This is a genomic window from Actinopolymorpha sp. B17G11, assembly GCF_040196095.1.
In the GTDB taxonomy this organism is placed as follows: domain Bacteria; phylum Actinomycetota; class Actinomycetes; order Propionibacteriales; family Actinopolymorphaceae; genus Thermasporomyces.
The window spans coordinates 111090-123330 of record NZ_JBEFTW010000005.1 but is presented as its reverse complement, the minus strand read 5'-3'; the positions used below and the strand labels follow the sequence as shown (position 1 = coordinate 123330).

Annotated in this window: 12 protein-coding genes and 1 pseudogene; 3 read left to right on the top strand and 10 right to left on the bottom strand. The window is 68.9% G+C overall.

The genetic code is table 11. The annotated features are described in order from the left end of the window. Positions 1 to 97: 97 nt before the first annotated feature. The 3 genes from ABN028_RS07795 to larB form a co-directional block, all read right to left on the bottom strand. Positions 98 to 1042: an NHL repeat-containing protein gene (locus tag ABN028_RS07795; protein WP_349696117.1), complete on the bottom strand. Its 945-nt coding sequence runs from the start codon at positions 1040 to 1042 to the stop codon at positions 98 to 100. Between the two features lie 300 nt (positions 1043 to 1342). Then, positions 1343 to 2593, bottom strand: a complete 1251-nt coding sequence (gene larC, locus ABN028_RS07790; protein WP_349696116.1) for a nickel pincer cofactor biosynthesis protein LarC — start codon at positions 2591 to 2593, stop codon at positions 1343 to 1345. Positions 2594 to 2604: 11 nt separating this feature from the next. Then, a complete protein-coding gene (larB, locus tag ABN028_RS07785; RefSeq protein WP_349696115.1) occupies positions 2605 to 3495 on the bottom strand; it encodes a nickel pincer cofactor biosynthesis protein LarB in 891 nt (296 codons plus the stop codon). Between the two features lie 180 nt (positions 3496 to 3675). Here larB and galE point away from each other — a divergent pair, with 180 nt between their 5' ends. From galE to ABN028_RS07770, 3 genes and pseudogenes are all read left to right on the top strand, one after another. Continuing rightward, a complete protein-coding gene (galE, locus tag ABN028_RS07780) occupies positions 3676 to 4671 on the top strand; it encodes a UDP-glucose 4-epimerase GalE (RefSeq protein ID WP_349696114.1) in 996 nt (331 codons plus the stop codon). 318 nt (positions 4672 to 4989) lie between these two features. After that, complete coding sequence (locus ABN028_RS07775) at positions 4990 to 5760, top strand: GNAT family N-acetyltransferase (protein WP_349696113.1); 771 nt, start codon at positions 4990 to 4992, stop codon at positions 5758 to 5760. A gap of 83 nt (positions 5761 to 5843) precedes the next feature. After that, positions 5844 to 8151, top strand: a pseudogene (locus tag ABN028_RS07770) (ATP-binding cassette domain-containing protein). A gap of 112 nt (positions 8152 to 8263) precedes the next feature. Here ABN028_RS07770 and ABN028_RS07765 read toward each other — a convergent pair. The 7 genes from ABN028_RS07765 to ABN028_RS07735 form a co-directional block, all read right to left on the bottom strand. Next, positions 8264 to 8653 carry a VOC family protein gene (locus ABN028_RS07765; protein ID WP_349696112.1) on the bottom strand — a complete coding sequence of 130 codons (390 nt, stop codon included), beginning with the start codon at positions 8651 to 8653 and terminating at the stop codon, positions 8264 to 8266. Positions 8654 to 8710: 57 nt separating this feature from the next. After that, on the bottom strand, positions 8711 to 9577 hold the full coding sequence (locus ABN028_RS07760; RefSeq protein WP_349696111.1) for a GNAT family N-acetyltransferase: 867 nt from the start codon (positions 9575 to 9577) through the stop codon (positions 8711 to 8713). A gap of 162 nt (positions 9578 to 9739) precedes the next feature. Next, positions 9740 to 10576, bottom strand: a complete 837-nt coding sequence (locus ABN028_RS07755) for an MBL fold metallo-hydrolase (RefSeq protein WP_349696110.1) — start codon at positions 10574 to 10576, stop codon at positions 9740 to 9742. Positions 10577 to 10612: 36 nt separating this feature from the next. Further along, entirely contained in the window at positions 10613 to 10867 is a 255-nt protein-coding gene (locus ABN028_RS07750; RefSeq protein WP_349696109.1) for a hypothetical protein, read from the bottom strand. Positions 10868 to 10907: 40 nt separating this feature from the next. Further along, positions 10908 to 11348 carry a YybH family protein gene (locus ABN028_RS07745; RefSeq protein ID WP_349696108.1) on the bottom strand — a complete coding sequence of 147 codons (441 nt, stop codon included), beginning with the start codon at positions 11346 to 11348 and terminating at the stop codon, positions 10908 to 10910. Between the two features lie 14 nt (positions 11349 to 11362). Continuing rightward, positions 11363 to 11812, bottom strand: coding sequence for an SRPBCC domain-containing protein (locus ABN028_RS07740; RefSeq protein ID WP_349328370.1), 450 nt, complete (start codon positions 11810 to 11812; stop codon positions 11363 to 11365). Next, complete coding sequence (locus tag ABN028_RS07735; protein WP_349328371.1) at positions 11809 to 12195, bottom strand: ArsR/SmtB family transcription factor; 387 nt, start codon at positions 12193 to 12195, stop codon at positions 11809 to 11811. The genes ABN028_RS07740 and ABN028_RS07735 overlap by 4 nt, the downstream gene beginning before the upstream one ends. Positions 12196 to 12241: the final 46 nt, after the last annotated feature.

Genomic DNA, 12241 nt, shown 5'->3' with positions numbered 1-12241 from the left:
CCGTCGGGTGGGTGGAGGATTCGCCGGGCTGGAAGCAGCCGAACCTCCACCCGATTCCGGCAGCGCGTCAGCGGTGGCCGCGTCAGCTGCGGCGTCGTCAGCTGTGGCGGATGGCGACGACGGAGTACGGCGTCGTCGGTTCGGGCGGGGTGGTGAAGCGGGCGTTCGGGAGATACAACCGGTCGCCGTACGCCGCGACCGTGGTGGGGACGTCGAACCGCTCGTCGGTCAGGCGGTCCACCACCCTGGCCCGCGTGCCAGTGGAGTTCAGGCAGAGGACGGCGACGGTGTTGAGCCGGTTCTGAACGGCGTACAACGTGTCTCCCCGCAGCAGCAGCCCGTCGCCGTTCGTCAGTACCTCGCCACCGAGGTCGACGGTCGTCGTGACCCCGGTCTTCGGGTCGACGTGGAACAGCATGCCGGTGGACGACTGGACGACGAGGAGCGCCCTTCGGTCCGGCGTACGCACCAGTCCGTTGGTGTTGATGCCCGCGCCGAAGACGATGTCGCCGCTCAAAGGCAGGCGTATGACCTCATCGGCGGCCGGAAGGTGGCCCCGGCGCAACGGCAGTTGGTAGAGGACCGGGTTGGTCGAGTCGGTGAACCATGCCGCGTCGCCGGTGAGCACGACGTCGTTGACGAAGCTGGCGCCGGTGGCGAACTGGTACCACGCGAGGATCTCACCGGTCCGCCGATCGATGACCCTGCCGTCACCGCCCGATCCACCGGAGACGAAGATCCGGTCCTCGTCGGTCTTCAACCCGAGCGACGGTGTGCCCGGGCCGGTGCTGAGGATCCGTCCGCGGCCGTTCGCCAGGGACGCCTCGTAGATGGACCCGTCCAGGCGCGAGCCGAAGTACGCCACCGGGCCGGGACCGATGGCGATGCCCTCCGGCTGGAAACCGTCCGGCAGCGGGAAGGTCGTCGGGAAGCCGTTCGACCCGCCGCCGTGGTGAACGGATGCCTGGGCGGTCGTGGGTACGCCGGCAAGGCCGAGCAGGCCTCCCAGCGCGGCGGTGGACAGGAAGCTGCGTCGATGCATGGCGACCCCTCGGTTCGATACGTCGTCGAGCTGTGGTTGGCCGTGGCGCTGCAGGTTGGCCGTGGCGCTGCAGGTACGGCGACGAGCTGACGTGGGCGGATCGTTGGTGTCCCGGACAACGGCGACGAGGCCCCGCCGGCCGCGCCACGTATCGACGGGGACCGGCAGGCGACGCGGCCAGTGCGGGACCTCGTCCACTGTCACGGACGGCGGGTCGAGTCGGTTCGACGGCGGGCCGAAATCCGCCGGGGTCACCCCGCGCACCATCCGGCGGACCGCGCACCACACGCCCGGGTGGGCTCAGTCGAGCGCGGACGCGCCGCCGCTGATCTGCGCCTGAGCGAGTGCCGCGGCCTCCGCCAGGACGGATTTCACCGGTCGGCCGGTCCGCTCTGCGAGTGCGGCCACGTCGTCGTACTCCGGTTGGACGTTGACGACCGCGCCGGCATACGTCGCGACCTTGACGCGCACGGGTCCGTCCGGGAGATCCACCGTGCGGATCTCGCGGTCGAGCGGTTGCTTGCGTACCTGGTGGCTTCGTACGCCGATCGCCGAGGTCTCGGTGAAGATGACCTGGCACACCGCGTCCAGCCGGTCCGGGTCGACGAGGACCGCCAGCAGGTGCGCCGGGCGGCCCTTCTTCATCAGGATCGGCGTCAGCCAGGCGTCGGCGGCCCCGGCAGCGATGAGGCGCTGGAGGACCGCGGGCCAGATCCTGGGGTCGAGGTCGTCGACGTTGGACTCGACGACGACCTGGGTGGAGGTCGGCGGTCCCTGCGCTGCGGCGCCTTGTGCGGCCGAGTCGGGCACCGTGCCGAGGACAAGGCGCACCACGTTGGCCCGGCCGGGGACCTCGCGCGTCCCGGCACCGAATCCCTGACCACTGACCTGCATCGGCGGTTGCCCGCCCCATCCGGTCACGTGGGTGGTGAGCAGCGCTGCTCCGGTCGGCGTGCACAGTTCACCGAGGGGTGCTGCCTCGCTGCCGGTCTCGCCGGCGTACGACGGTGCGCCCGCGCCCGCCAGCAGCTCCACGACCGCGGGAACGGGGACCGGAAGCCGACCGTGGGCGGCGCGGACGAAGCCGGACCCGACGGCGACCGGTGAGGCGGACACCGCGTCGAGTCCCAGGTGGGCGAAGCCCGCGCACACCCCAACGACGTCGGCGATCGCGTCGAGCGCGCCCACCTCGTGGAAGTGGATCGCGTCGGGCGTGGTGCCGTGGACCTTCGCCTCCGCCTCGGCAAGACGCCGGAACGTCTCGTGTGCCTGCTGGCGTACGGCGTCGTCGAGCTCGGACTCGTCGAGCAGCTTGCGGACGTCGGCCCAGGTGCGGTGATCGGTGGAGTCGGTGCCGTCGACGCTCACGTGCGTGGCGGCCAGCCCGTTGCGGGTGACCCGTGCGGCCGTGAGTTCGACGCTCTCCGGCGCGACCATGTCGACGGCCGTCGTGAGGACCTCGAGGGGTACGCCGGCTGCCACGAGCGCACCGAGCAGCATGTCGCCGCTCGCGCCCGAACCGCAGTCGATCCAGGCGATCCGGCGGTCCACCGGTTGGCTCCTCACCGGTCCACCACGCGGTGCTCGGACGGGTGCCGCGTACCAGCGCTGTGGTCGGAGGCCCGGTGATCGGTGGCCTGGTGATCGGTCGCCTGGTGGCTCACGGCCTGCCCGTTCCCGGCGCGGCGAGCTACCCGGGCGGCGAACACCCCGGCGCCGAAGCCGTTGTCGATGTTGCTGACGACCACGCCCGGAGCGCAGGAGTTGAGCATCGCCAGCAGCGCGGCGACCCCGCCGAACGACGCGCCGTAGCCCACGCTCGTCGGCACCGCCACCAGGGGTACGCCGGTGAGCCCGCCGACCACCGACGGCAGGGCGCCCTCCATACCGGCGACGACGATCAGGCAGTCGGCGGCGTCGAGCTGGTCCTTCGCGTCGAGGAGGCGGTGGACGCCGGCCACGCCGACATCACTGATCCGGTGGACGCCACCCCCGAACGACTGGACCGTGAACGCCGCCTCCGCCGCCACCCGGGCATCCGACGTACCCGCCGCGACCACGCACACCATGCCTGTCGGCTCGGGCAACGGCCCCACCGTGGCTGCCCTGGCAGTCTCGTCGATGCGTGCGTCGGGAAACGCCGACCGGATCAGAGTGATCGCGTCGGCGTCGAGTCTGGTGGCGAGCGCGGCCCGACCGGGATGAGCGTCCCGAAGCGCCCGGAGCAGATCCACCACCTGGGCGGGGGACTTGCCGGCGCCGTAGACCACCTCCGGGTCGCCGGTACGGGAGAGCCGGTCCGTGTCGAGGCGTGCGTACCCCAGATCGACGTAACCCGGATCGACGGGTGCCGGTTCAGTGGTCCCGTTGCGGGTGCCAGCCTGCCCGTCGCCTCCTACCGGCGACCCTGGCGAGCCAGGCAACCCGCCGGGCACGATATCGCGGGAGGTCATGGCTCGACCTTAGGTCGGCGCGCGAGCGGGACCCGATGCGGGTCGACGAACGGGAAGGTCACATAGCCGAGAATGGACCACGTTCGAGTGCGTACGGAAGCTTCGCCGGCGAAAGGGACCGGAACAGCGAAGCCGTGAAGACCGCGGCGAGCGATACGTGAAGACCGGGAGGAACGCAGCGTGAAGACACTGATCACGGGCGGGGCGGGCTACATCGGCAGCACCATCGCCTCAGCGTGTCTCGACTCCGGCATCAGGCCGGTGATCCTCGACGACCTGAGCACCGGGCGGGAGGAGTTCACCGAGGGCCGGGCGTTCTACCGCGGCGACATCGCCGACGGCGCCCTCCTCGACACGGTGTTCCGCGATCACCCCGACATCTCGGCCGTCATCCACTGTGCCGCGAAGATCGTCGTGCCGGAGTCGGTGCGCGACCCGCTCGGCTACTACGCCAACAACGTCTCGGGAACCATCGCGCTGGTGCAGCATCTGCTGCGGCACGGCTGCGAACGGTTCCTCTTCAGTTCGTCCGCGTCGATCTACCAGCCCGGTCCGGATCTCAGCGTCGACGAGTCGTCACCGGTCGACCCGCAGAGCCCGTACGCCGCAACCAAGATGATGGTCGAACGCGTCCTCGCCGACGCCGCGGCGACGCTTCCGCTCCGGGTGATCTCGCTGCGCTACTTCAACCCGGTCGGCGCCGACCCCTTACTGCGTACCGGCCTGCAGAGTCCCGCCCCGACCCACGCCCTCGGGAAACTGATCGAGGCGTACGAACGAGGGACGCCGTTCACGATCACCGGCACCGACTGGCCGACCCGTGACGGTTCGGGTATCCGCGACTACATCCACATCTGGGATCTCGCAGAGGCACACGTGCGGGCGCTGGAGAGGTTCGACGAGGTGGTGCCTGCGCCACGGGGATACGAGGTCATCAACCTCGGGACGGGACGGGGTACGACGGTCCGCGAGCTTGCCAGCGCGTTCCAGGACGCGGTCGGTGACCGGCTCCAGGTGCGGGAGGCGGGTCCCCGGCCGGGTGACGCCGTGGGGTGCTTCACCCGCAGCGACAAGGCGGCAGCCCTGCTCGGGTGGAGCGCGACGAGGACCGAGAAGGACGGCGTGCTCGACTCGCTGGCCTGGGCGCGGAAGCGTCCCACCATCCTCGGCCGCTGAGTCGATGGCAGCGGGCCGCTGAGTCCATCCCGGACGCTGAGCCGACCGCCGAGCCGACCGCCGAGCCGACCGCCGAGCCGACGGCAACGGGCCGCGTGCTGAGCGTTGGGAACCACCGACAGACCGCGGTTCATGATCAAAAGGCAGAAAACGGGAAAAAGACGCCCACGATCGCCCGGTTTCTGCCTCTTGATCATGGACCGCGGCGGCGCCACCCGGGCGTTCTGCGGGACCCTCGACAGCAGCCCGGGCGCTTCGACGACCTGTGCAAAACATTGTTCGTGCGGCTGTCGGTGGCTGCCGCCAGAATGGGCGGTCATGTCCGCCGACCCGCCAGCCGGCCCAGCATCGCCGCCTGCTCCGGCCCAACCAACCCAGCCAGCCCAACCAACCCAGCCAGCCCAACCAACCCAACCAGCACAACCGACCCAACCGACCCAGCCAGCCCAACCAGCCCAGCCAGCCCAACCGACCCAGCCAGCCCAACCGACCCAGCCAGCCGATCCAACCCACCCGGCGGACCCGACCCAACCGGTCGACCTCGATGCCCTCGCCGGCAGCTCCGTCCGCCTCCGCGCCCTCGACGAGGGCGACCTGCCGCAGCTGTGTGCCTGGTGGGCCGATCCGCGGATCACGCCGTACCAGGTCGTCGGTCCGCCGCATCCGCGCCCCGCCAGCGTGCTCGCCGAGTGGTTCCGCTCCCGGGGTGCCAACGACGGCATGGACTGTGGCTTCTGCATCGTGACCAAGGACTCGGGTGAGCTGGTCGGTCAGGCCGCCCTGTTCGGCATCGCGCCGAAGGACCGGTGCGCGACGTTGGGGATCTTCCTCGGGCCAGTGCACCAGGGCCGCGGCTACGGCTCCGACGCGGTGCGCACCCTCGTCCGCTACGGGTTCGCCCAGCTCAACCTGCACCGGGTCGAGCTGGGCGTGTTCGGCTTCAACGCCCGCGCAATCGCCACGTATCGCAAGGTCGGCTTCGTCGAGGAGGGCCGGCGCCGGCAGGCGATCTACCGCAGCGGAGCCTGGCACGACGAGGTGCGGATGAGCATTCTTCGTTCGGAATGGGACGCCTCGAGCATCCCTTAGCAGTCATCCGCAAGCTCGAGCGTCCACTGACAGAGGAGGACCGCGGTGGTGTGTGTTTCCATGCCGTACGAAGGAGTCGCGCGGTGACCGCCGAGCGTCGGGCCGCGGCGGACAGCCATGATGTGATCCAGGTCCGCGGCGCCAGGGAGAACAACCTGGCCGACATCTCCGTCGACATCCCCAAACGCCGGCTCAGTGTGTTCACCGGCGTCTCCGGGTCCGGCAAGTCCTCGCTGGCTCTTCGGCACGATCGCCGCGGAGTCACAGCGGTTGATCAACGAGACCTACACCGCGTTCGTCCAGTCGTTCATGCCGAACGTCGGCCGCCCTGATGTCGACGCCCTGCACAACCTCAGCGCGGCGATCGTGGTCGACCAGGAACGCATGGGCGCCAACTCACGTTCGACGGTCGGCACGGCGACCGACGCCCACACGATGCTGCGGATCATCTTCAGCCGACTGGGCGACCCGCACATCGGCACCTCTGGCGCGTTCAGTTTCAACCTGCCCGACGGCATGTGCCCCGAGTGTGAAGGCATCGGCCGGGTGTCCGCGATCGACATCAACGAGCTCGTCGACGTCGAACGTACGCTCAACGAGGGCGCGATCACCGCGCCGAACTTCCAGGTGGGCTCGTGGTACTGGCAGACGCTCGCCCACTCCGGCTTCGTCGATCCCGACATCAAGCTGAAGGACTACACCCCGCAGCAGTGGGAGGACTTCCTCCACAAGCCCGCCACCAAGGTCAACAACGGCACCTTCAACACCACGTACGAAGGCCTTGTCGTCAAGGTGCAGCGGCTCTACCTCTCCAAGGAACGCGAGTCGATGCAGGCCCACATCCGGGCGTTCGTCGACCGGATTGCCACGTTCGACACCTGCGGCGGATGCAAGGGCGCCAGGCTCAATCCAGCGGCGCTCTCGTCGAGGATCAACGGACTCAACATCGCCGAATGCTCCGCCATGCAGATCAGTGACCTGGCGGAGTTCGTCCGCGGCGTCACCGACGAGTCGGTGGGCCCGTTGATGTCGACCCTGCGCGAGACTCTCGACTCGCTGGTCGAGATCGGCCTCGGCTACCTGAGTCTGGACCGGGAGTCCGGCACGCTGTCCGGCGGTGAGGCGCAGCGGGTGAAGATGGTCCGGCATCTCGGGTCCAGCCTGACCGACGCCACGTACGTGTTCGACGAACCCACGATCGGGCTGCACCCGCACGACATCGCACGGATGAACGACCTGCTGCTCCGGCTGCGCGACAAGGGCAACACCGTGCTGGTCGTCGAGCACAAGCCCGAGGTGATCCAGATCGCCGACTACGTGGTCGACCTGGGCCCTGGCGCTGGTGCGGCGGGTGGGCAGGTGTGCTTCACCGGCGATGTCGCCGGACTCCGGAGATCGGGGACGCTGACCGGGCAGTACCTCGACCATCGGGTACGCCTGCGCGAGAAGCCACGCCAGTCGCTTGGGCAGCTGTCCATCAGGGGCGCCACCCTGCACAACCTGCGGGACGTCGACGTCGACATCCCGCTCGGCGTCATGACCGTGGTCACCGGCGTCGCCGGATCCGGCAAGAGTTCGCTGATCCACGGCTCCCTGGTCCAGGGTTCACAGCCCGGCCGTGAGGGCGTGGCAGTCGTCGACCAGTCCGCGATCCGCGGGTCGAGGCGCAGCAACCCGGCCACCTACACCGGGGTGCTCGATCCCATCCGCACCTCCTTCGCCAGGGCCAACGGGGTCAAGGCGGCGCTGTTCAGCGCGAACTCCGAGGGCGCCTGCCAGACCTGCAAGGGAATCGGGCTCGTCTACACCGACCTGGCCATGATGGCCGGCGTGGCGTCGACCTGTGAGAAGTGCCAGGGCAAGCGGTTCACTCCGGAGGTCCTCACCTACAAGCTGCACGGCAAGGACATCAGCGAGGTCCTGGCGATGTCGGTGACCGAGGCGCGGGAGTTCTTCGCCAGCGGCGCTCGACAGGCGCGGGTCATTCTCGAACGCCTCTCCGACGTGGGCCTGGGCTACCTCAGCCTCGGCCAGCCACTGACCACGCTCTCCGGAGGCGAGCGGCAGCGGCTCAAGCTGGCCATCCAGATGGCGGAGAAGGCGACGACGTACGTCCTCGACGAACCGACCACCGGCCTGCACCTGGCCGATGTCGACCAGCTCCTGGCGTTGCTGGACCGGCTTGTCGAGGACGGCAACACCGTCATCGTCATCGAGCACCACCAGGCGGTGATGGCGCACGCCGACTGGCTCATCGACCTCGGCCCTGGCGCGGGCCACGACGGCGGTCGGGTGGTGTTCGCCGGAACCCCTGCCGATCTCGTCGCGCAGGGCGACTCGCTCACCGCCCAGCACCTGCGTACCTATCTCGACCTTGTGGCCACCACGTAGTGCCCGGTTGCCCAGGGTGGGTGGGCGGCGACCGGCTGTCCACACGCCGTCGTGTTCGCCTGCGCGTGCGTAGGCGACCGCACGTAGGTCTGGCGCGGTGTGCGGGCTCCGATCAGGGGCGGCGGCTCGCAAGGACGCAGAACTCGTTCCCCTCTGGGTCGGCAAGCGTGACCCAGCTCTCATCGCCGGTTTGGCCGACGTCGGCGTGTCGAGCACCTAGGTCGAGCAGGCGACGGACCTCCTCGTCCTGCTCCCTGTCGGTGGGGTTCACGTCGAGGTGGAGCCTGTTCTTGCTGGTCTTGCCCTCGGGCACGCGCGCGAATGTCAATGTCGGCGGCACTGGACCAGGGTGGTTGGTGGCGTCCAGCACCGTAGGTGGGCCAATGGCGACAATGCCGTCGTCTTCGTCTTGCACGTCGTAGTCAAGGACCGCGCACCAGAACCGGGCCAGACCGTTCGGATCGGCACAGTCGATCGCAAGCTCGGTGAACTTACTGGTCATGTCAGGACCTCCAGGTCAAGTAGTGGGTCCGCCAATAAGACTTCTAGCCTCGGGAGGCTAGGCGGCCCGGTACTGGTCGCGGGTCCCAGGGAGTTGCTGGAAGCCAGCTGAGGAGTAGGTGGCGACGGCGCCGACATTGGAGCTCGGGGTGCAGACGATCGCGCTCGACGAGCCCAGCTCCTGGAGTGCGGCCGCCGCGGCGACGGTGATCGCCTTGCCGTAGCCCTGACCGCGATGTTCCCGGTGCACGCCCATCGGCTCGAGCAACCCGGGCTTCCCCGGACCGGCCGACCACACCGTCACCGCGGCAACCGCGTTGCCCCGGTCGTCGTACGCGACCAGACACCGGGCGTCGGCGTACGGCAACCCGGCCGCCATCGCGTGCCAGCGCTCGTCCGTGAACGTCGACCTGTCGAACGACGCCCGCTGTACGGCGGCCCGCACGTGCGCCTGCTCCGGCCCGACCACCTCGATCCGCACGTCTGGGTCCTCCACCGGCCGCGTGAGGTCGCGGCGCAGCGGTGTCCGCGGCTCGTCGGAGTTCCAGCCGGCTTCGAACAACAGATCTTGGACCAGTGCGCCCAGTGGCGCTTCGACGTTGACGGTCCCCTCTCCCAGTACGCCGCACGCCGGCTCGGTCACGTCCCGGGCCAGCTGTTGCGCCAGTTCCCCGTCCCGCCGAGCGTCTGGCGCGATCGTCAGCCGCAACAGCTGGGGACCGTCAAGCAGCCCGACGGCGAGAATCTGCCCGTCCCGGTTCCAGGTCCGGACCGCCGCGGCCGTCGCCTCTGCGCCGAACCGCCAGAACCAGCCCAGGTCGCCCGGATGCAGTTGCATCGGCGCCCCGTCGTCCTGCCACTCCCGCAGCACGCCCACAGCCTCGCTCAGCCCGTCGACTCCCGGCTCGTCCCGCACAATCGCCATCCGCCGATCACACACCACCGGCTCGACAGTCCGCGCCTGGTTTTCGGCCGTCCGGCGTGGTGTGGTCGGGCTCAGAGCGCCAGCCGTGCCGGCTCGAAGCCCTGGCGTTGGCGCAGCACGCTGCTGGGGTAAGGGCGGCCAGCTTGTGTCGCAAGCGGTTCGCTAGCCGGACGTCGCGTCGCGTTCGTTTCTTTGGGCGAGGCTCTGGGCTTGCCCTGCGTGTATGTCGCTTACCCATTCCCAGCCGGGCTTGGCCGATGGGCCGATCCGCGGGTCATCGGGAGCATGGCCGTCACGCAGGGCTTGCACGTACGCGCGGTCCTGTTCGATCCGTGCGCGTACCTGATCAGCTCCGACGACGGACCCATGACCGGGGATGAGGAAATGGACCTCGTCCGCCACGTCCTCGAGCAGCCGCAGCCCAACGAGGTAGTCCTCGATCGGGTCATTGGTGCTGTTGAAGTCGTCGAGCATCGGAATGAAGACATCGGACAGCATGTCGCCGGCGACGAGAACACCGCGTTCCTCGATCAACAGTGCCGCATGGCCCGGGGCATGCGCCGGATGCTCGATGAGCCGGACTCGAGGGCCATCCCAAGGAACCTGCGCAGTTTCGGCAGGCAGAGCGGTGATGAGGCCGAACGGGTCCAGCGGTATCTCCTCGGCGATTTCCGGCGGTAATCCCTCGGCGACGCGGGCCTTCCAGTCCGCGTTCGACCGCAGATCTCGCATATGAGCCGCGCAGCGGGCTGTGCCGTATCGGGGCGCTTCGCCGAGTTCGGCGTGCCAGAGCACGTGATCCCAGTCAGGATGCGTCGAGAAGCCTGCCGCGACGGTCTGGCCCCACTCGCGAAGGTCGTTCGCGAGGCAGGTCATTTCATCGCCTGTTATCCCGGGGTCGATGAGTAACACGCCGGCCCTGCCCTGCACGACAACGGTGTTGTTCTGGAGCAACTCGCTCTGGTGGACCAACACACCTTCCGCGACCTGCGTCAGCATGGGGCTCCTTCCGCTTGTGCTTCCTGGTGTCGATCCTCACGCATGTGGGTTGATCTCGGCTGTGGTGAGGTCGGCGAGTCGTTGTGCGGTGTTGAAGTGGGGGGTGAGCTGGTTATTGGTCAGGGCGAAGGAGGTGCCGGTGGCGGTGTCGGCGTAGACGTAGCTTCCGCCACCACCGACCCAGCCGAACGTGGTAGGTGTCTGTTCCGTGCGAGTACCGATCCGGCCGAGCGGATAGCCCGGGGCCAGCCGCGCATGGTTACCGAAGACCTTGGGTCGGTCACTCAACATGAGAGAGATATGTCTGCCGCGGCGTGCAGGCCCGCTCGGGTCACAGGTCGCCGGTCAGTACGGCTTTGCCGGTCTCGCCCTCGAAGGGCACTGAGGCGTGCTCGTGGACGATCTTCCAGCCGTCGTCGAGTTTGCGGAGACAGCTGGTCGCGCGTACCCACATGCCGACTTCGGTGCCGTCGAGCATCGTGCCGCTGATCCGGACCAGGAAGTGGCAGAAGGCGAGGTCGGCGTTCGCCGTGATCGTCAGGTCGCGGATCTCGTGGCCGATGCCGGTGCGGTACGCCGCGAGCCACTCCCGCTTTCGCGCTGTCGACTCGGCGCCACGATGGGCGAAGGGGGCGACGGCATCGAACACCACGACATCGGCGTCGTTCGCGGCGGCCAGCGTGGTGGCGTCCTTGCCGGCAAGTGCCTGCGTGCGGGTCTCGAACAGCTCGCGGATCTCGGCTTCGGCGTTCGGGTCGTTCGTTCTGTGCATGGGGGACACTCCCTTCAGGACTGGCCGAGTTCGCGGCCGAGTGCGTCGAGCCAGTCGCCGGTGCCTTGTTGGCGCCACTCGGGCTGTTCCTGGTCGTCGAGGAAGGTGTCCTGTTCGGTGAGCACCAGGTGCGTGCCGGTGCCGTTGGAGACGAACTCCACGGTGGTCACCGACACGGTCGCCAGCACACCGCGGCCGTACAGCAGGGTGGTGTAGACGATGCGCTCGTCGGTCAGGATGTCGCGGTAGACCGACTCGGCGACGATCTCTGCGCCGTCGTCGGTGCGTCCGTGGGCGGCCTCGGCGCCACCGACGCGGAAGTCGAGGGTGTAGTCGGCGTCGTCGGCAGCGAACCACTTCGCCTTCGTGTCGCGATCGGCCCAGGCCGCGAAGACCTGTGCGGGCGAGGCGGAGTAGGTCCGCTCCAGCGTGAACGTGCTGTGTTTCACCGAGTGCTCGGTCATGATCTGGGCTCCTTCGAGGGGTCGTCCGGGGGTGTGGTGGTCGTGGTGTGGTCGGCCGCGCTCTCGCCGAGGACGTCGCCGAGGCGATCGAGGCGGTGCTCCCATGTCGTTCGCTGGAGGCGCAGCCACTCCTCGGCGCGCCGCAGGCCTGATGGATCGATCTGGCAGGTGCGGACGCGTCCGGCCTTCTCCGATCGGACCAGCTCGCTCGTCTGGAGTACCTGCAGGTGCTGGACCGTGGCCGCGACCGTCACGCCGAGGAGGCGCGCCAGCTCACTCACCGTCGCCGGGCCGCGGGTCAGGCGCTGGATGATCGCCCGGCGGTTGGCCTCGGCGAGAGCGTGGAACACCCGATCCGCGGCCGCCGACTCATGGTTAAGCATGCACTTAACCGTAGGGGTGACCCTCCAGAAAGTCAAGTCTTCGCTT